Origin of the sequence: Sphingomonas sp. PAMC 26605 (assembly GCF_000241485.1) — a bacterium.
Lineage (GTDB): Bacteria > Pseudomonadota > Alphaproteobacteria > Sphingomonadales > Sphingomonadaceae > Sphingomonas.
The window spans coordinates 1560339-1577827 of record NZ_JH584241.1 but is presented as its reverse complement, the minus strand read 5'-3'; the positions used below and the strand labels follow the sequence as shown (position 1 = coordinate 1577827).

General features: G+C 69.5%; 25 protein-coding genes and 1 tRNA gene. 3 read left to right on the top strand and 23 right to left on the bottom strand.

Annotated features, from left to right (window positions below):
* Positions 1 to 59: 59 nt before the first annotated feature.
* The 21 genes from RH90_RS07375 to RH90_RS07275 all read right to left on the bottom strand — a co-directional run bounded on the left by RH90_RS07375 (position 60) and on the right by RH90_RS07275 (position 14451).
* A complete protein-coding gene (locus RH90_RS07375; RefSeq protein WP_010184829.1) occupies positions 60 to 635 on the bottom strand; it encodes a hypothetical protein in 576 nt (191 codons plus the stop codon).
* Positions 628 to 828: a phage tail assembly chaperone gene (locus RH90_RS07370; protein ID WP_010184827.1), complete on the bottom strand. Its 201-nt coding sequence runs from the start codon at positions 826 to 828 to the stop codon at positions 628 to 630. The genes RH90_RS07375 and RH90_RS07370 overlap by 8 nt, the downstream gene beginning before the upstream one ends.
* The gene (locus RH90_RS07365) at positions 828 to 1142 is read right to left on the bottom strand and encodes a gene transfer agent family protein (protein WP_010184826.1); all 315 of its coding nucleotides are present in this window, start codon (positions 1140 to 1142) and stop codon (positions 828 to 830) included. The genes RH90_RS07370 and RH90_RS07365 overlap by 1 nt, the downstream gene beginning before the upstream one ends.
* The gene (locus RH90_RS07360) at positions 1139 to 1546 is read right to left on the bottom strand and encodes a phage tail tube protein (protein WP_010184825.1); all 408 of its coding nucleotides are present in this window, start codon (positions 1544 to 1546) and stop codon (positions 1139 to 1141) included. The genes RH90_RS07365 and RH90_RS07360 overlap by 4 nt, the downstream gene beginning before the upstream one ends.
* 225 nt (positions 1547 to 1771) lie before the next feature.
* Positions 1772 to 2158, bottom strand: coding sequence for a tail completion protein gp17 (gp17, locus tag RH90_RS07355; RefSeq protein ID WP_010184824.1), 387 nt, complete (start codon positions 2156 to 2158; stop codon positions 1772 to 1774).
* Complete coding sequence (locus RH90_RS07350) at positions 2155 to 2352, bottom strand: hypothetical protein (RefSeq protein ID WP_010184822.1); 198 nt, start codon at positions 2350 to 2352, stop codon at positions 2155 to 2157. Before RH90_RS07350 ends, gp17 begins: the two co-directional genes overlap by 4 nt.
* On the bottom strand, positions 2346 to 2909 hold the full coding sequence (locus tag RH90_RS07345) for a head-tail connector protein (RefSeq protein WP_010184821.1): 564 nt from the start codon (positions 2907 to 2909) through the stop codon (positions 2346 to 2348). Before RH90_RS07345 ends, RH90_RS07350 begins: the two co-directional genes overlap by 7 nt.
* Before the next feature lie 217 nt (positions 2910 to 3126).
* Positions 3127 to 4170 carry a phage major capsid protein gene (locus RH90_RS07340; RefSeq protein ID WP_010184820.1) on the bottom strand — a complete coding sequence of 348 codons (1044 nt, stop codon included), beginning with the start codon at positions 4168 to 4170 and terminating at the stop codon, positions 3127 to 3129.
* A 304-nt stretch (positions 4171 to 4474) separates the two neighbouring features.
* On the bottom strand, positions 4475 to 4672 hold the full coding sequence (locus RH90_RS07335) for a cold-shock protein (RefSeq protein WP_029625115.1): 198 nt from the start codon (positions 4670 to 4672) through the stop codon (positions 4475 to 4477).
* Between the two features lie 2 nt (positions 4673 to 4674).
* Positions 4675 to 5127, bottom strand: coding sequence for an HK97 family phage prohead protease (locus tag RH90_RS07330; RefSeq protein ID WP_010184816.1), 453 nt, complete (start codon positions 5125 to 5127; stop codon positions 4675 to 4677).
* Positions 5124 to 5438, bottom strand: a complete 315-nt coding sequence (locus RH90_RS07325) for a DUF6127 family protein (RefSeq protein WP_010184814.1) — start codon at positions 5436 to 5438, stop codon at positions 5124 to 5126. The genes RH90_RS07330 and RH90_RS07325 overlap by 4 nt, the downstream gene beginning before the upstream one ends.
* Positions 5439 to 5455: 17 nt before the next feature.
* Positions 5456 to 6577 (bottom strand): phage portal protein, encoded by a 1122-nt coding sequence (locus RH90_RS07320; protein WP_010184813.1) that lies wholly within the window; start codon positions 6575 to 6577, stop codon positions 5456 to 5458.
* Between the two features lie 154 nt (positions 6578 to 6731).
* A complete protein-coding gene (locus tag RH90_RS07315; protein ID WP_029625113.1) occupies positions 6732 to 7415 on the bottom strand; it encodes a spermidine synthase in 684 nt (227 codons plus the stop codon).
* A gap of 206 nt (positions 7416 to 7621) precedes the next feature.
* On the bottom strand, positions 7622 to 8440 hold the full coding sequence (locus RH90_RS07310) for a lectin OAA family protein (protein ID WP_010184811.1): 819 nt from the start codon (positions 8438 to 8440) through the stop codon (positions 7622 to 7624).
* A 326-nt stretch (positions 8441 to 8766) separates the two neighbouring features.
* A complete protein-coding gene (locus tag RH90_RS07305; protein WP_010184810.1) occupies positions 8767 to 10116 on the bottom strand; it encodes a DNA-packaging protein in 1350 nt (449 codons plus the stop codon).
* Entirely contained in the window at positions 10113 to 10721 is a 609-nt protein-coding gene (locus tag RH90_RS22050) for a hypothetical protein (RefSeq protein ID WP_010184809.1), read from the bottom strand. The genes RH90_RS07305 and RH90_RS22050 overlap by 4 nt, the downstream gene beginning before the upstream one ends.
* 154 nt (positions 10722 to 10875) lie before the next feature.
* Positions 10876 to 11418 (bottom strand): glycine zipper 2TM domain-containing protein, encoded by a 543-nt coding sequence (locus RH90_RS07295; protein WP_010184808.1) that lies wholly within the window; start codon positions 11416 to 11418, stop codon positions 10876 to 10878.
* Between the two features lie 73 nt (positions 11419 to 11491).
* Positions 11492 to 12436 (bottom strand): diaminopimelate epimerase, encoded by a 945-nt coding sequence (gene dapF / locus RH90_RS07290; RefSeq protein WP_010184807.1) that lies wholly within the window; start codon positions 12434 to 12436, stop codon positions 11492 to 11494.
* Positions 12437 to 12514: 78 nt separating this feature from the next.
* Positions 12515 to 13594, bottom strand: coding sequence for a DUF2855 family protein (locus tag RH90_RS07285; RefSeq protein WP_037493186.1), 1080 nt, complete (start codon positions 13592 to 13594; stop codon positions 12515 to 12517).
* Between the two features lie 57 nt (positions 13595 to 13651).
* On the bottom strand, positions 13652 to 13894 hold the full coding sequence (locus RH90_RS07280) for a hypothetical protein (RefSeq protein ID WP_010184805.1): 243 nt from the start codon (positions 13892 to 13894) through the stop codon (positions 13652 to 13654).
* A gap of 74 nt (positions 13895 to 13968) precedes the next feature.
* On the bottom strand, positions 13969 to 14451 hold the full coding sequence (locus RH90_RS07275) for a DUF6456 domain-containing protein (RefSeq protein ID WP_010184804.1): 483 nt from the start codon (positions 14449 to 14451) through the stop codon (positions 13969 to 13971).
* A gap of 91 nt (positions 14452 to 14542) precedes the next feature.
* Here RH90_RS07275 and RH90_RS07270 point away from each other — a divergent pair, with 91 nt between their 5' ends.
* Together RH90_RS07270 and RH90_RS07265 are read left to right on the top strand one after the other, a co-directional pair.
* On the top strand, positions 14543 to 15127 hold the full coding sequence (locus RH90_RS07270; protein WP_010184803.1) for a helix-turn-helix domain-containing protein: 585 nt from the start codon (positions 14543 to 14545) through the stop codon (positions 15125 to 15127).
* Positions 15124 to 15924, top strand: coding sequence for a glutaminyl-peptide cyclotransferase (locus RH90_RS07265; RefSeq protein WP_010184802.1), 801 nt, complete (start codon positions 15124 to 15126; stop codon positions 15922 to 15924). Before RH90_RS07270 ends, RH90_RS07265 begins: the two co-directional genes overlap by 4 nt.
* Positions 15925 to 15978: 54 nt before the next feature.
* On the opposite strand, the gene RH90_RS07260 is transcribed toward RH90_RS07265, so the two are convergent.
* Together RH90_RS07260 and RH90_RS07255 are read right to left on the bottom strand one after the other, a co-directional pair.
* Complete coding sequence (locus tag RH90_RS07260) at positions 15979 to 16344, bottom strand: hypothetical protein (RefSeq protein WP_010184801.1); 366 nt, start codon at positions 16342 to 16344, stop codon at positions 15979 to 15981.
* 128 nt (positions 16345 to 16472) lie between these two features.
* Positions 16473 to 16548: transfer RNA gene (locus RH90_RS07255), tRNA-Val, on the bottom strand.
* A gap of 298 nt (positions 16549 to 16846) precedes the next feature.
* On the opposite strand from RH90_RS07255, the gene RH90_RS07250 reads away from it, so the two are divergent.
* Entirely contained in the window at positions 16847 to 17317 is a 471-nt protein-coding gene (locus tag RH90_RS07250; RefSeq protein ID WP_010184800.1) for a hypothetical protein, read from the top strand.
* Positions 17318 to 17489: the final 172 nt, after the last annotated feature.

Here is a 17489-nt window from a genome sequence, read left to right as displayed (position 1 = left end):
CCCTCTCCCGCGCTTCGCTCCGCTCGCTTGCCCTCTCCCCCCCAGCGGGGAGAGGGAGATCAGGACAGCGCCGCCTTGACCGCGCGCGCGACCTGCCGGCTCGACGCCGCGAGCGCTTGCGGCGCATCGTTGCCGCCCTGCACGGTGATCGACACGCGCACGTCGCGCGCCCCCGCCGCAGCGCTCGCCGCGACGATGCTCCCGCTCGTCGTCGGCACGAACAGTTCGGGCCCGCGCTCGCCGACGACATACGGCCGCGCGGGCGACACCGGCCCGCCGGTCGCGCGCCCGGGCGAACCGCCGATCAATCCGCCCAGCGCGCCGAGCAGACTGTCGCCCCCGCCCCCGCCCCCGCCCGCGCCCGCGCCGCCGCCGAGCAGCGCGCCGAGCCCGCTGCGCACCGCCGCTGCGGCGATATCGGCAAGCACCGCGAGCGCCACCTTGCGCAGATCCTCGAAGCCGAGGCGGCCGGTCGCGACCGCCTTGCCGAGCGTCGTCTCGATCGCGCGCCCGGCGCGACCGACCCCGCTCGCCAGCGGCCCGTCGAGGCTCGCGCGCATCGCATCGACATCGCGCGCGAACCCCGCGGTATCGGCGCGCACGCCGATCATCAGCCGTTCGATTTCCTCATCCATCGGGAAAGGCCTCCTGCAACCGGGCAAGCGTCGCGCCATCGGGCGGATCGGTCGGCGCGTCGCCGGCGCGCAGGGCCGCGACCACGCCGGCCAGCTCGGCGGGCGTCGCGCGCCAGAAGGCGTCGGGGCTCCACCCCAGCACCGCCCCCGCCAGCCCCGCGAGCCGCGCTGCGGCGTCGGCGAAGGCCGCCATCACCGCCCCGCCAGGATCTGGCCGAGCAGCAAGCGCAGCACCGGCGTCGTCTGCGCGAGCCCCTGCCCGACCACCGCCTCGCCGAAATGCTCGCGCGTGATCGCCGCGGGCGTCTCGCCGCGACAATGCCAGAACAAGGCGACCAGCTCGCCGAGCGACAAGGCCCCCGCCGCCGCGCGTTCGACAAGCGCGAAGAGCGAGCCGAGCTCGCCCTCGGCGGCGACGAGGGCGGCAAAGCTCGGCCGCAGCACGATCGTCTCGCCCGCGATGCGCAATTCGGCCTCGCCGCGCACCGGATTGGCCGACGCGCTCATGCCGCCACCACCGGTCCCGAGCTTTCGAGGCTCAGCGTGTACGAGCGCTCGCCATTGTAATCCCCGGCATAATCGAGCCGGGTGACGAGGAACTTGCCCGACAGCGTCTCGCCGCTCTCGAAGCTCAGCCGATAGTCGTCGAGTGTGCCCGACAGCGCATTGCCCTTGATCCGCAATTCGGCGGCCGAACCGGTAAAGATCCCCGCTCCCGACACGCTGACGCTGCGCACCCCCGCGCCCGACAGCAAGTCGCGCCATCCGCCCGAATCCTTCGAGGTGACCGCCACCATCTCGCCATTGACGCTGAGCTGCGTCGTGCGCAGCCCCGCCACCGTCGCATAGACCAGCGGACTGCCGCCATTGCCGACCTTCAACAGGAAGGCGCTACCGCGTTCTGCACTCATTGCTGTATCTCCTCATGTCATTCGACGTGGCGCTCGGTGGGGCGCGTGAAAGGGGGTTCGCGCGGAGGCGCGGAGACGCGGAGATGACGCGCCCGGCCGAGGCGGAACGCGTCCCAGAATCGTTGGTGGCAGGCACGCCGGGTGCCTCAAGCGCAACATCTCCGCGTCTCCGCGTCTCCGCGCGAACAAAGCCGATCTCAGCGGGCGGAACCGCCGAGCGGTACCCTACTCCTCCGCCAACACCCGCATGCGATACTCCAAGCTCCCGCTCCACGCCCCCGCCGCACCGCCGCCGATCCGCGCGCGCAGCAGCGCGACGCTCACCAGCCGCCACCCGTCGAGATCGCGCGGCAGTGCCTCGATCGCGGCACCGACCGCGGCCGAGAGCGAATGGATCCGGGTCGGCGCTTCGCCCGCATCGCGCACCGTGACGAGCAGCCGCAGCTCGCGCCCGGCGCGATCCTTGACGCTCCAGTCGCCGCTGAGCAGCTCGCCGAGCAGCGCATAAGGCGGCGTCGCCTTGACCGGCGTCCCAAGATAGACGCCGTTGAGCCCGCCCACGCCGCGCAAGGCGCTCAGCGCCGCCGCCTGCACCACGCTCTCCGCGCTCATCGCAGCAAACTCCCGATCCAGCGCAGCCGCGGATCATCGGCGCTGATCCGCCCCGACAGCACGACATCCTCGCCCTCGATACCGACCGCGACGCCCGGCAAGGCCGCGCGCAGCGCCTCCGCCACACGCACCCGCGTGCGCTCCGCCGCCGCAGCACCTGCCGCGCGTCCGCGCGCCTCGAGCGCGCTCAGCATCGCCGTGCCCCGCCGAGGGTCACGCGCCGGAACGGCCGCCACAAGGCGGTTACCGCGACAGGCGGCGCCCCGAGCGCATCGCGCGCATCGAACAGATAGGCCGCGAGCAACACCACGCCCTGCCGTAATGGCGCCGGCAGCGCCGGCCAGTCGGGCGCGAGCCCGGCGTCGAACACCACGCGCGCCGACGTGTCCTCCGCCACGCGTACCCAGCCGTCCGCGGCGGTATCGATGTCGATCGCGAAGACGCTCGGCTCGAACGGCGTGCCGTCGATGCCCTCGACCGCAGTGATCGCGCTTACCGGCGCCGCGCCGAGCCGCTGCCATCCCGCCCCGCCCGGCCCCGCACCGCCCGACAGCGTCTCGCGTAGCGTGCGCGCGATCAGCAGCTGTCCGGTAAACTGTTCGGCCAGCCCCAGCGCGCTTTCGGCAAAGGCGGCGATCAGATCGTCCTCGTCTTCGCTCGCCACGCGCAGCACCGCCTTGACCGCCGCCACCGCGAGCGCACGGTCGTCCGCCCGAAGCGTCACCACGCCCGGGCCATTGTCGTCGATCATGGTATTTCTCCTCACTCCCTCTCCCAGCGGGAGAGGAGTTTCGGGTCGGCCATGCCCCCGGCATGGCCTGAACAGCGTGGGGCGCTGTTCACCCGAAACTGGGCCCGCTCGGCGCAGCCGAGTGGGAAGGGTGAGGACAGGTCGGGCGCGCCGCCCCTGCCCTCACCCGACCTCGCTACGCTCGGCCACCCTCTCCCGCAGGGAGAGGGAAGCAAGCTCAGCTCGCCGCGAACTTGAGCAGCTTGATCGCTTCGCTGTTCGACACGCAGCCGCCGATCCGCTTGGTCGCATAGAAATTGACGAACGGCTTGTTGGTATAGGGATCGCGCAGGATCACCGTCTCGCTCCGCTCGGCGACGAGATAGCCCGCCTTGAAATTGCCGAACGCGATCGCACACGCATTCGCCGCCACATCGGGCATGTCCTCGGCCTCGATCACCGGATAGCCGAGCAGGCTCGCCGGGGTCCCCGCGACCAGGCTCGGGCTCCACAGGAACGCGCCGTCGCTGGTCTTGAACTTGCGGATCCGCGCGAGCGTGCTCGCATTCATCACGAACACCGCGCCCTGCCGATACGGGCCGCGCAGCGCCTGGACGAGATCGACCAGCCGGTCCTGCGGGTTCGCCGCGAAATCGCCCGCCGCCCCGCTCGCCAGATATTGCAGCGTGCCGAAGGCGCGCGCGGCGTCGCCGGTCGCGGCGATCGGCGCCTGGAGGAAGCCCTTAGGCCGATTGACGCCCGATCCGTTGACGAACGCCGCGCCTTCCGCACGCGCGAATTCGGTGGCGATCTCCTCCGCCAGCCATGCCTCGACGTCGAACGCGGCATCGTCGAGCATCGCCTGGCTCGCGCTCGGATTGGCGTAGAGCTCGCCCATCGGCGGCGCGATCTCGGCGAAGCTCGGCGTTCCGGTGCTCCCCCGCGCATCGGTCTCGGCCGCCCAGCCCGACGGCGTGCCGCCGGTGGTGACGAGCTTGCGATACCCGGCGGTTCCCACCTTGACGACATTGGCGACGCTGCGGATCGGCGAGATCGCGGTCAGCGTCGCGTCGATCTGCGCATCGATCTCGCGCGGGATCGCATAGCCGCCGGCGTCGCCGCTGACGCCGCTCAGCGCTTTCAGCTCGATCGTCGTCCCCGCGCGGACGAACCCCTGGAACGCGGTGTCCGCCGGCGCGCGCGCGCCCTCGAGCAACGGGCGTTGCACCGCCCCCATATCCTGCGCCGCAAAGCTGTCGAGCGCGTCCTGCGTATCGGTCATGCTGGTCTCCTTGGTTGAAACAATCCGCGAGAAGCGGGGAGGGGGGGCAAGCCCCTCCCCTTCAGGAGCGTCGGGTAAACCGCGCCCCGCGCGGTTTAGGGCAGGCCGGGGGCCTGCCCGACCCGACGCTGGGTTGGGGTGGGGCCGTAACTGGCGTGAGCTCTCTGCGAGGCACGGCCCCACCCCCATCCCCTCCCCTGAAGGGGAGGGGCGAAAGAGGCGGCGCGGCGCACGAAAAAGGGGCGCCGCAAGCGCGACGCCCCTCAGATACTCTCAGGCGGCGGGTCAGCACCGCATCAGGCGCTCACACCTGCTTGACGTTCTCCGCACGCGGCCCCTTCGGCCCCTGCCCGACGTCGAAGCTCACCGTCTCGCCCTCGCGCAGATCCTCGTAGCGCACGCCCTCGACGCTCGACATGTGGAAGAACAGATCGTTCCCCGATGCGTCGGCGATGAAGCCGAAGCCCTTGTCGGTTAGTCGCTTGATGGTGCCTTGCGCCATGATCATTCCTTCGCTCCGCGCGCCGCCGCCCGGAAATCGGGAACCGCATCGGGAGCGCCCGGCCTAGCAGCATCGGCGACGCGGTGCACGCGTGCTCCCGGTTGCATCGGAAACCCGACGAGACTCACCTCGACCAGCTCGAGCGCGGTCAGCTCGCGCACCCGCCCCGCGCCGCGCCGTGCGGCGCGCGTGCGATAGCCGATCGACAGTCCCGACACCGCCCCGCTGCGCACCAATGCCGCGAGCCGCGGATCGTCGACCCGCGCCACCACCTGCAGCCCCCGCGCATCGCTTGCGATCCGCTCGATCGCGCCGACCGGCGCGCCGCGATGCTGCCACAGCAGCGGCACCGCCGCAGGCAGACCGGAGAACGCGCCTGCGCGGATCACGTCGCCGCCGCGATCGATCGCATCGAAGATCGCCGCATAGCCCGCAAACCGCACGCCCGCGCTCATGCGATCAGATCCCAGAAGCCGAACTTCGCCGCGAGCCCCGCGAGCAGCAGCGCCGCCGCGATCCGCACGATCCAGCCGACCACCCCCTTCCACGCGGTGCGCTTGGCGTCGCGCCAGGCGCCGAGCAGCCCGCGCAGTTCGCCCATGTCCTTCGCCGCGGCGGGATCGTCGAGCCCGAGCCGCGCCAGCGCGCGCCCCGCCGCCGCCTCGCCGGCTTCCTCGGCGATCGCGCGCAGCGTCGCCAGATCGGCGCCTTCCTGCGCGCCCTGCGCGATCAGTTGCGCCAGCAATGCGCCATCGGTCAGTGCCATGTCGGTTCCTTCCTTACTCACACATCCGCCGGCGCGGGTCCGACGCCGACCATCGCGCGCTGTTCGTCGCGCGACAGGAACGGCGCCGCGCTGACCTGCGCCCACAGCCGCTCGCGATCCTCGGCGAGCGCGGGGACGCGGTCGAGCTCGACGCGCAGCGTCGCGCCGTCGATCCAGCCCGCCACCCCTTGCGCGAGCCCGGCGAGGATCGTCCCCGCGAGCGGCAGGATCGTCTGGCGCCACAGCGCGCGATTGGCTTCCTTGTAATTGGCATAGGTCGCGTCGCCGGGCAGGCCGAGCAGCATCGGCGGGACGCCGAAGCTGGTCGCGATCTCGCGCGCCGCCGCCGCCTTCATCTCGGCGAAATCGAGATCGGCCGGCGTAAGGCTCAGCGCCTGCCATTTGAGCCCGCCCTCGAGCAGCATCGGCCGCCCGGCGTTGCGCGCGCCGGCAAAACTCGCGTCGAGCTCGTCGCGCAACCGCGCGAACTGCTCGCGCGACAGCGCCGACCCATCGCCCGGATCATAGACCAGCGCACCCGACGGCCGCGCGGCATTGTCGAGCAAAGCGGTGTTCCACGCCGCCGCGGCATTGTGCAGCGCGATCGCGCTCGCCGCCGCGCCGAGGCAACCCAGGCCATAATGATCGTCGAGCGGATGGAACGCCTTGATATGAACGATCTGCGGCCGCGGCGCGTCGGCGATCAGCCGCGCCGATTGCGTCCCCACACCGTAGCGATAGGCGACCGGCCAGCCCCCGGCATCGGCCTCGACCGTGACGCGCTCGGGCCGCAGCGCGAACAGCTCGACCAGCCGGCCCTGCGCATCGGTCAGCAATTGCACATAGGCATTGCCGTGGAGCAGCAATTGCGCGGCGAGCGTCGCGGTGAGCGCCTGCCCGCCCGATCGCGCCGCGACCAGCCGCACGCCTTCGGCCGTCCCGCCGAGCGGGGCGTCGCCTACTGCATCGGCGATCATCCGCACCGCGCGCTGTGCGATGGCGTTGCGCAGATAGAGCGCGCGGACCTGCTCCTGATAGCTCGCCGGCACCGCCCCCGCCCCGTCGGCGAAGCGCGTCGCGCGCAGCTCGAGCACCGGACGCGACTCATCGCGCCCGGCCTTGCGACCGAACAATTTCATGCGAAGATCTCCTGCTGCTTGCCCGCGCGCGCCGGCTACGTCGTCGTCCCCTCCGCTCGCGGGAGGGGCTGCCTCTTCTCCCCTCCCGCTCGCGGGAGGGGCTGGGGGTGGGCGCGCGCTTTCGTCAGAACGTCCGGCTAGGGCGCGCGGAACCCTACCCGCGCGTCGCGAACCAGATGACGTGTCGCGGCCCCTTGCCGTTCTGCCGCGCCTTGACGACGACTTCCTCGACGCGGAACCCCGCGCCCTTCAGCCGCGTGACGAAGCGCGGATCGGGCCCCGCCGACCACACCGCGAGCACGCCCCCCGGCCGCAACGCGTCACGCGCGAGCTTGAGCCCGCGCGGCGCGTACAGCCGGTCGTTCTCGGCGCGCACCAGCCCATCGGGGCCATTGTCGACATCGAGCAGAATCGCATCAAAGCCCCCCGCCCCTTCCGCAGCGCCCGCCGCGATCGCCGCAGCGACATCGCCCTCGAACACCCGCGTGCGCGGATCGTCGAGACAGCCGTTCGTCACCGCCGCCATCGCCCCGCGCGCCCAGGCGAGGATCGCGGGCACCAGCTCGGCGACGGTCACCGCCGCCTTCGGCCCGACCTGCCCGAGCACCGCACGCAGCGTGAAGCCCATGCCGTAGCCGCCGATCAGCACGCGCGGCGCGGCAACGCGCGCGATCCGGTCGCACGCGAGCGTGCCGAGCGCCTCTTCCGAGCCGTTCATCCGCGTGCTCATCAATTCGTTGCGATCGACCACGATCATGAAGTCGGCGCCGCGCGCGTAGAGCGTCATCACATCCCCGCCGGGGATCTGCGCGCTGTCGATCAACTCCCGCGGCACCATCGCTTGCGCTCCTTCGTGCTGCGGCCGGAGATGACCGAGCCGCCGCGCCATAAGCGCTCGCGCCGCCCGACGGAAGCCACGGCCGCCCGCACCCGAGCGGATCGTTCCGCCAGCGGACTCGTTCGACCACTATGGCCTGAGCCGACGGCTGCGGGAAGCGCCGGCTGGCCGCCCCCGACGATCCAGCGCCGGGGGCGGGGCGCGCTTCAGGCCGGCTCGGTCACCTTGACCACGCTCGGCACGAGCGCGAGGCCGATCTTGCCCTCGCCACTATAGGTCATCGTGCCGTGCAGGCCGTGGCCGTCGCCCTTGGCGTTGATCGCGACGACGCCTTGCTTGCCGCGGCAGCCGAGCACCCAATCGCCGCCGGGATGCCACGGCGCATGGTCGCCGCCCCATTGGTTCACCACGCTATAGGTGTTCGCCATGGTGCGCGTCCCGCGAAAGCCGATCGGCCCCTCGCCGGCATAGGTCATCGTGCCGGCCAGCGAGCGGCCGCCGTCGGGGCTCGTCAGATCGAGCGCGACCACCGCCTGGTCGGGCCGGCAGCCGAGCACCCACTGCCCGCCCTGATGCCACGGCGCGCTATCGCCGCCCCATTGATTGGTGGCGTTGAAGGCGTGCCCGGGCGAAAGCGCGCCGCGCGCGCCGATCGGCCCCTCGCCGGCATAGGTCATCGTGCCGACCAGCGTCTTGCCGTCGGCCGAGCTGAGGTCGAACGCGACCGCATTCTGCCCGTCGCGCGCGCCGAGCAGGAACAGCCCCGCATCGTGCCACGGCGCGCTCGGGCCGCCCCACTGGTTCTCGGCGTGGTAGCAATTCTCGGTCACGCGCGTGGCGCGAAGCCCGATCGGCCCCTCGCCCTGATAGGTCATCGTGCCGGCAAAGCTCTGCCCGCCGTCGCCCGACTGGATCTTGAGCGCGATCGGCAATTGGTCGGCGCGATTGCCGATGTTGAAGACACCACCGTCGTGCCACGGCGCGCTGCTGCCGCCCCATTGGTTCTGGATATTGTAAACGGTCATATCGGCATCCTCTCCTACGAAGGGTGATTGACAGGATTGCACCGCACCAGCCTTGCCTTTGGTTTGCGTTGCTCGGCTGAACGGTCGACCGCGATACGACAGACGGCTGCTGTTTCAGCAGTCCGGCCTGCCGACTCTCGGGCAATTCCCAATACCATCTGGAGACCATGCCATCAACGAACGAAGCCTATATCAACCTTATTTACTTGGATTATACATGAGACAAAGGAAGGTATTGCAGATCCTTACTCACTGACTATTGCGTCATGCCGCGACGATTGAACGCGTTATTCGCGCTCATCGCAGCGCATGGCGATTTCGCCGCGTCACGGCGCCCGCACCCGCACCGCCTTGCGCTTGACGATCATCAGCTCGGTCAGCGCCCACACCAAAGCGTCGGCGCGGTCGGGCGATTTCCCCGGCCCGCGATACGCCCCGCCGACGACCAGCCCGCACAATTCGGCCTCGAGCTCGGGAAACGCCCCGACATGCGCCACCTTGCCGCGTTCGTAGAGCGTCGCGACCGGCTCGGCGCGCACGCTCTTGCCGTCCTTGGCATGGACCAAAGCGAGCGGCAGCGCGGCGTCGGCAGCGAGCAGGACGCTCGCCACCATCCGCCCGCCCTGGTTCTTCTCGGCGATGACGCGGTCGGCGCCGTGCCGCGCCGCGCACGCCGCCACCGCGCGCGCCCAGCCCTCGGGCGAGAGCCCCGCGACGCTCGCATCCTCGAGCACATAGCCACGCCCGTCACGCCCGAGCGCGACCGCGACGATCCCGCACGCGTCCCCGCTCCCGTCGGCGCTCCCCGCGGGCGGATCGACCGCGACGACGACGCGCACCGTCGCGGGCGCCGCTGCGACGCGACAATCGTCGAGCATCGCGCGCGTCCACAGCGCGCCGTCGAGATCCTCGATCAGCTCGCCCGCAATCTCCTGCCGCCCGAGCCGCGTCCCGCCATAGTGCGCCTCGATCGCTTCGAGAAAGGCGTCGGGCAGATGCGGATTGTCATGGCTGCTGCCGCGCGTCTCGACCGTCCCCGCCGCCGCCATCACGCGCCGCAGCAAGGGAACAGCGCGCGGCGTCGTCGTCACCACCACGCGCGGATCGTCACCCTGCCGCATGCCGAGCATCAGATTGTCCCAAGCGGCATCGCCGTAGCGCCATTTGGCGAGCTCGTCGCACCACGCGAGCTGATGCTCGGGCCCGCGCAATTTCTCGGGCGCGGCGGCCGAAAACACTGCCGCGACCGCGCCCGATTCGAATTGGACCACGCCGTCGGTGCGGCGATAGGCGGTCCGCTCGCCGCCATGCGCGACGCTCAGCAACCCCGCCTCGCCCTCGATCATCACGCGCCGCACATCCTCCTCGGTCGCGCCGACCAAGGCGATCCGCGCCGTGGGATACGCGCGCGCCATCGCGCTGACCCATTCGGCCCCGGCGCGCGTCTTGCCGAAGCCGCGCCCCGCGCGGATCAGCCACACCCGCCACGCGCCCGGCGGCGCGAGCTGCCCCGGGTGCGCCCAATAGCGCCACGCATCGTTGAGCGTCCGCAGCTGCGGGCGGCTCATTCGGTCGAGAATGGAGATCTGGTCGGCGCGATCGAGCGCGGCGAGCTGGTCGAGCAGCGCATCGAGATCGGGGCCGGCATCCGCGCCCCTGCGCTTTGGCCGCGTCATGCCAGGCCACTCCGCGCGCGGCGTCGCGCGCGCGCCGCGAGCTTGGCGAGCAACGCGTCGCGGACCTCGTCGATCGGCGCGTGCTTGAACGCGAAGGGGATGTGGCGCCGCTCGTTATGCGTCGCGCCCGAGGCGTGCACCGCCTGATGCTGGCGCACCAGCTTGAGCGCCGTATCCGGATCGATCGGCGCCGCCGCGACCGCGTCCGGGTCGCCGACCATCGACCCGTCGTCGCGCTGCCCGAGCGCGAAGGCGAGCACCTTGGTCTCGAGCAGCTCGTATCCCAGGTCGATCGCCGCACGCCATTGTTCGGCGAAGGCCGCGTCGCGGCGGCGCAGCGCATACGCCCCGCCCGTCGAACTGCCGACCGCTTTGGCGGATTGCGCGATGTTGCACGTCGCGGCGAGGTGATCGAGGAACGCCACCCGCCTGGCGATCGTCCATTGGTCGGGGCGCGACACATGCATCCGCGGCGTAGCGCCCCCGTCGGTCGGACGCGCGGCTGTCGAACGCGCGGCTGTCGGATGCTCGCCCGGCGACCGCTCTCCCGGCAACTCCGCGCCTCCCGAAGGCTCGCACGGCGAACGCTCCTCGGTCTCCGTCATCGCTCTCTCCCGCCACTGCCCCGCAGAGATCACCACACAAAAGGGGCCGCAGGCGTTTCCGCCCCGGCCCCTCAGGTCGCATCTCTGCATCGTTCCTGTTATGTACCAAAACAGCGCGACGATGTCAAGCGATTTTGTACCGATTTGGCTCGCGTCAGCGGCAGCGCACCTCGGCATTGTTCTGGTCGACGCTCTTGCCGACGACGCCGCCGGCGATCGCGCCGAGGATCGTGCCGACGCCGCGCGAATGGCCGCCGGCGATGACGTTGCCGAGCACGCCGCCGCCGACCGCGCCGACGATCAGCCCGGTCGTGCCGTCGTTGCGCTTGCAGTAATAGCGGTTGTCGGTGCCGCGATAGATGCGGTCGTCGCTGCTCAGCACGCGCTCCTGATATCGCGTCGGATCGGCGCGGTAATAGCGCGACGGATCATAGCCCGCCTCGTAGCGGTCATCATACGCCGGATCGGCGGAGCGCGAATCGTCATAGGCCGGGCGCACGTCGCGATAGCCGCGCGCGCGCGCCTGCTGATAGCGGTCGAACTCGGCGCGGAAGATGCCGAGCTCATTGTCGAGCCGCTGCTGCGCCTGGGCGAAGCGTTGCTCTTCGGCCTGGCTCTGCGCGAGCACGGGCGTGGCGACGCTGGTGCCCGCAATCAGCAGCGCCAGCGCGGGGGCAAAGGAAGCAAGACGACGCATGAGAAAACCTCCAAGGTGTTACGGATCGATCCCGACTCGACCAGCCTTTGATTGCGCCCGAAGCGGACCAATCTCAAGCGATCGCGTCGACCACCGCGCGCCACGCCACGACTTCCTCGTCATGGCGCGCGCTCACGGTGACGGGACCGGCTGTGCGCGTGCCGAGATGAACATCGACCGAACCACGCCATTCGACCGTGGCGTTGCCCGACAGCCGCACCATGCCGTCCTCGCGCGCCTCGACGCGCACCAGCCCGCCGCGGTTGCGCACGGTGATCTCGGTCGCGAAGCCGCAGCGTCGCGTCAGGCACGCGGCATAGGTCGACGCCGCCATCGCGCTGCCGCAGCTGTCGGTCAGCCCGACGCCGCGCTCGAAGGTGCGGACGAACAGCGTGTTGCTGCCGCGCACCTCGACGAACGAGACATTGGCACGGTTGGGCAGCCAGTCGGGCGCCGCCTCGCAGCGCGCGCCGAGCGCGACGAGCTCGGCCTCGTCGATCGCCTCGACGAAGCTGACGAGATGCGGGTTGGGGATGGCCACCGCGGTGAACAGGCGCTCGCTGCCGAGCGGCGCGATCGCCGCCTCGACGATGCGGTCGGTGCCGACGCGCAGCGGCCAGTGCGATACGTCGAGATCGACCGGCCCGGCGACCTCGCGGATCGTCACCACGCCCGCGGCGAGATCGGGATCGCGCGAGACATGCGCGTCCGAGGTCTTGAGCCGGACTCGCGCCTCCCCGATCCCGAGCGCTTCGAACCCGGCGCGCGCGACGCAGCGCAGGCCGTTGAGGCACGTCTCCGCCTCGCTCCCGTCCGAATTGAACATCCGCATCCCGAAATCGTGCGTCGCGTCGCCCGCGGTGAGCAGCAAGATTCCATCGCCCCCGACGCTCCCGCCGCGATCCGCCAGCGCAACCGCAACCCGCGCCCAATCGGGTTCGGGCAGCGTGAGCGCACGCGCGTCGATCAGCGGGAAGTCGTTGCCCGAGCCATGGCATTTGAGAAAGTCGATCTGCATGGACAGTGCCTTAGCGGGTGCAAGGGCCGCGCAACAAGCCGCGCGCGGTGACCCGCACGGGGCGGGCGGCGAGCGCGGTCAGAAGCGGACGCAATATCCGGTATCGGGCTTCGCTTGCCCCGCCACCTGCAGCCGCCAGATCCGCTGCAACGCGTCGATCCCGCTCTCCTCGTCGACGCGCACCAGCCGCGCCGCGAGCGCGACGAAGCCGTCCCATTCTGCCGCGACCGCAAGGGTGAACGCGTCCTGCCCGATCTCGCCGATTAGCGTCGTCGCGGCATCGGGGGCGAAGAACCACACCGGGCGCGGCGCGAGCGGCGCGGCGGCGCGGTCGCGCGCGTCGTAATGCGTCACGCCGACGCGCAGACAGTGCGCGATCCGCCCCGCCAGCCGCGCGTAGATCGCCGCGAGCACCGCGGCATCGCCGGCAAAGTCGATCACCACCGTCGCGCCCGTCGGCGCGAGCGTCTCGATCGCGTCATACGCCAACACCGCATCGTACAGCCCGGTGCCCGCGACGAACGCCCGATTGGCGGCGCTGGTCAGCCCGATCCGCTGGACGCCCGGGCTGCGCGCGCGCAACGCATAAGCGGTGCCGAGCGCGGTCTTGCTCGACGCGCTGGTCAGGACGACGCTTTCGCCCCCGCGGAAATCCGCGCGGCGCAGCGCATCGGCGATGAGGAAACTGGTCAGGAACAGCGGCTCGAACAGCATGCGCAGCGCGTCGTGCTCGGGCGTCGTGGGCAGGTCCGGCGCGAGCCGGCGATACTGGTTGTAGACCGCGCTCATCGGCTGGCGGTGCGGCGCCATGTCGCGGAACAGCCCAGCGCCGATCTTGCCCGGCGTGACGATGAGATGCGACGCCATCGGCAGGAAGCCATAGACGCGCTCCCCCGCCGCGATCTCGGCGCAGCGCGACGCGACGACGCGCGCGAAGCCCCAGGCCGGCACCACGCCCCACCCTTCCGGCGCCGGGAAGAAATTCCAGTAACCGACCTCTGCGCCGACGACGCCATAGGTCACGGTATTGGCGGTCAGCGCGATCCGCTCGACCTCGAGCAGGAGCTCGCCCGCGCCGGGTTCGGGCGCGAGCGTCTCGTTGATCGCGAGCTGGTCGAGCGCATCGCGCCGCACCAGCATCTCGCGCTTGATCGGCATCACGGTCTCCTTGTTGCCTCGCTGCACCATGGCGCGACGCTCACCGCAAGGCCAGCGTTATACCGGAAGCGTAACGTCTCGCGCTGTCGTCATGCCGAGCGGCCACGCGCTGACCTCAAAGCGTATCGCGCGCGCTTCCGCGAGCCGCTCCGCCAGGACCAGTGCGACGAGCCGCAGGCGATACAGTTTCTCGAGATCCTCGTGCAGCGCGCGGATCGCATCGCACCGCGCCAATCCGGCAAGTTCGAGTTGCGTATCGATCTGGTGTTGCAGGTGCGCGGCATGGATCGACAAAGGCATCGGCAGCTTCTCGTCGATCAGGATTAGCGAAGCGTGCGCGGGTGTGGTTAAGACGCGCGGATGTGGCGGCGCGGTCAGCGCAACCCGTAAAAGTCGGCCAAGCGGTCGAGCGCGAGCGTCAGCACCAGCCGACCCGCGCGCTGCGGCCAGCCGAGCGCCTTTTCGGCGACCGGTAACGCCTCGCCCGCGCAGATGACGCGCCACAGCACGTCGCGCAGACCCTTGCCGACGGCGTCGATCGCCGCGTCGAAGCGGCGCTTCGCGGCGATCTGCGCGAGCGTCGGGTCGAGCCCGCCGCCCGCCCCGCGCGCGCCATCGACGCGCTCGCTCCACGCCATCGTGATCCGTGCCGGCAGCGCCGCCATCTCGTAATCGCCGCGCAGCCGCTCGCCCGCCTCGAACTGGCGCGCATCGACCAGCCCGCGCGCGCGCAGCCAGCCGAGCGGCGATTCGGCCTGGTTCAGCGTGACGCTCCGCCGCGCCTTCGCGCCGCCCGACGGGGCGCGCGCACCGCCGACGACGCCCTCCACGAAATCGCGTTCCACCAAATCCCGCATTGCCCTGCTCCTTGCTCGAGTCGCGAAAGGGGATTGCCATGCGGGCGCGCTTGTAGGACAGCGAAAAAACCGATCTGGTTAGGAGCCGCCGATGATCACCGCGATTCGCGAAGTCCGTCGCGCCAAGGGGATGACGCTCGACGACGTCGCCCGCGCCTGCGTCCCGCCCACCACCGCGCAAACGATCGGCCGCCTGGAAACTGGCACACGAACCGTTTCCGTCGGCTGGCTCAACAGAATCGCAGCGGCGCTCGGCGTCCAGGCGGCGGATCTTGTCACGCTGCCCGACCGCCCCGACATCGCCGTCGCCGCCTTGCTCGATCCGAGCGGCGCGCACGCCCCGCGGCAGACCGCCACCGTGATCCCGCCAGCCGTTGCGCCCGATCATGTCGCGGTGAGCGTTCAGGCCGGGGTCGGCGAGTATCGCGCGGGCGACCAGATCTGGTGCGCGCGGATCGCGCCCGATCGCTTCGCCGGCGCGCTCAACCGCGACGTCCTCGTGCCGCGCCCCGCCGGGCGTTTCCTGTTTGGACGCCTGATCGGCCGCGAAGGCCCCGCAGCCGAAGGGGGCGGCGGCAAATTGCACCTGCTCCCGCTCGGACCGGGATCGCGCCAGCAGGTCGTCGCCGATCCCGCCTGGATCGCCACCGCCGTCACCTTGGTGCGCAGCCTGTGATACGCGCGTCGCTGCTCGCCGCCTTCGCTACGCTGCAAGGCGCCGCCGCGCCGTCGCCCGTCCCCGCGCCCGTTGCCACATCCGCTGGGGCGCCGATCACGCCCGAACCCGCACGCATCCTCGCCAGCTATCCGCACGACACCAGCGCCTTCACCGAAGGCCTGCTGATCGATCACGGCGCGCTTTACGAAAGCACCGGGCGCGAAGGACAATCGGATATCCGCCGCGTCGACCTGACGAGCGGTCGCGTGCTCGCCCGCGTCAAGCTGCCCCCGGCATTGTTCGGCGAGGGAATCGTCGCTTGGCGGCACGAGCTGTTCAGCGTCACCTGGCATGGCGGACAAGGCTTCCGCTGGAACCTGCCGGCGTTGAAGCGCAGTGGTGGCTTCCGCTACGACGGCGAAGGCTGGGCGATGACCGAAGACGGGCGCAATCTGATCCTGTCGGATGGAACGCCGGTACTGCGCTATCTCGATCCCGCGACGCAAAAGGTCGTGCGGCGGCTGACGGTGACGCTCGGCGGACGCCCGCTCGAGCAGATCAACGAGCTCGAATATGTCGATGGCGAAATTCTCGCGAACATCTGGATGACGCGCTACATCGTCCGCATCGACCCGAGCGATGGGCATGTTCGCGGCGTCATCGACCTGGCGCCGTTGATTGCGAAGATCGGCCCGACCGATCGCGATTCGGTGCCCAACGGCATCGCTTATGACCGTACGACGCACAAGCTGTACGTCACGGGCAAGAATTGGCCGCGCCTGTTCGAGATCGCGCCGCCACAGCACGCGCCCTGATCCGACGATCGGCCGAAAGGCGGGAACGGCCGCGCCGTCCCCGCCCGATCTGCTTCAGCAGCTGCAGCCGAAGCCCTTTTTGAGGATCAGCTTGCCGGCGACCGACAGCGTCACCTGTATGCCGCACGGAATGCCCCATTTGGTGCAGATGTCGAGACAGGCCTGCACCGCAGTCCCCTCGGGAACCCAGGCCGGAACGGTGAAGCATTTGCTGCCGATGCCGAGCGGCAGATTGATGCAGATCTTGTGGTTCTTGACGGTCACGCTGATACATTGCGCGCCGATCATCATCGTGCCGTCGGTCAGCTCCATCGCCTCTGGCGAAAGCCCCGCATGAAGCTCTTCGCCATGCGCTTTCGCGGCCGCCAGCGATTGGTTGATGATCTCCGCGTCGAATGATGCATGCTCGTGCGTCGCCATGATGGATCCTCCTTGTTTTTGCCAGAAGCTGGCAGCGACAAGTCTATCAATCCTTCGGCCCGCGCTGGGCGGAGACGCACCCATTTCGGGTGGAAGGCGAACGGGATCGGGGAACTGCGGCTGGAAAATGGTGGGCGATGACGGGCTCGAACCGCCGACATTCTCGGTGTAAACGAGACGCTCTACCAACTGAGCTAATCGCCCCCGTAACGGGAACCCGCGTAATAGCGTGGTTTTCGAGCCGGACAAGCCGCCGAATTTGCTAAATCTACGGGCGGAAACAGAACCGAACGGAAACGGAGCGACCTGAGAGTCCCGAACTATCCCCGAAGTGAATTGGGCGCATCTCTACCGCGACATCGAGCACTCGTTTTGATGACTGAGCGCACTGCGTGTGGCGCGCGCCATCGGAGGGAAAGCGAACGAAGCGCTAACAACCTGATGTAGTCGTTCACCTGCGTATGATATCCGCCGGTTAGTGGACGGTTGATGGGGATGCGGCATGCCTAAAGTGTTGGAAATAGAAACCTCCACACGCGTACTCCCCGTCGCCGAAATCAAAATGTTCCACGCCAAAGCTGTTGCTGCCTGGAGGGGAATGGTCGCAGCGGGTCAGGAGAAGCTTGGGGGAGTGCATAGTGGGCTAGGCATGATCGGTTCGCCGGGTTGGGTCATCACTGGGTCGTTGGTCCTTGGTGCGATCGAAGGTGCGCTTTCCTCAGCAAATTCGAAAGTAGGACTGAAGATGCTCGGCGAAGCCGGGACATTCATGACCGAAATACAAGAGCGAGGCGTTTTTATCCCGGTCGGTCAAATCTCCGGCTTACGTTCACCTCAGCCGGATGCGTGGTACGCGACGCACGAAGGAAAAGCTTTCATATCGCTTGGCGACGATTTTATACAGGTGCGCACTGTTGATAGCGCCGAGATGATAATCCGGTGGAGCGCAATCAGCAGCGTTCGACTTTGCTAATTACCGACGTTGTGCATCAGGCCGGAACCGAGATTACAGCAGCCTTCCAAGCAGGCAGCTTTCGCAGATTTCTGCAGTTCCTAGCGCAAAACAGCCTCGTTTTTTATGCTTTCGCGTCAATATGTTGCGAAATAGGTGCAAAACGATTGTCTAGCTTAGGTGTCGAGGGATC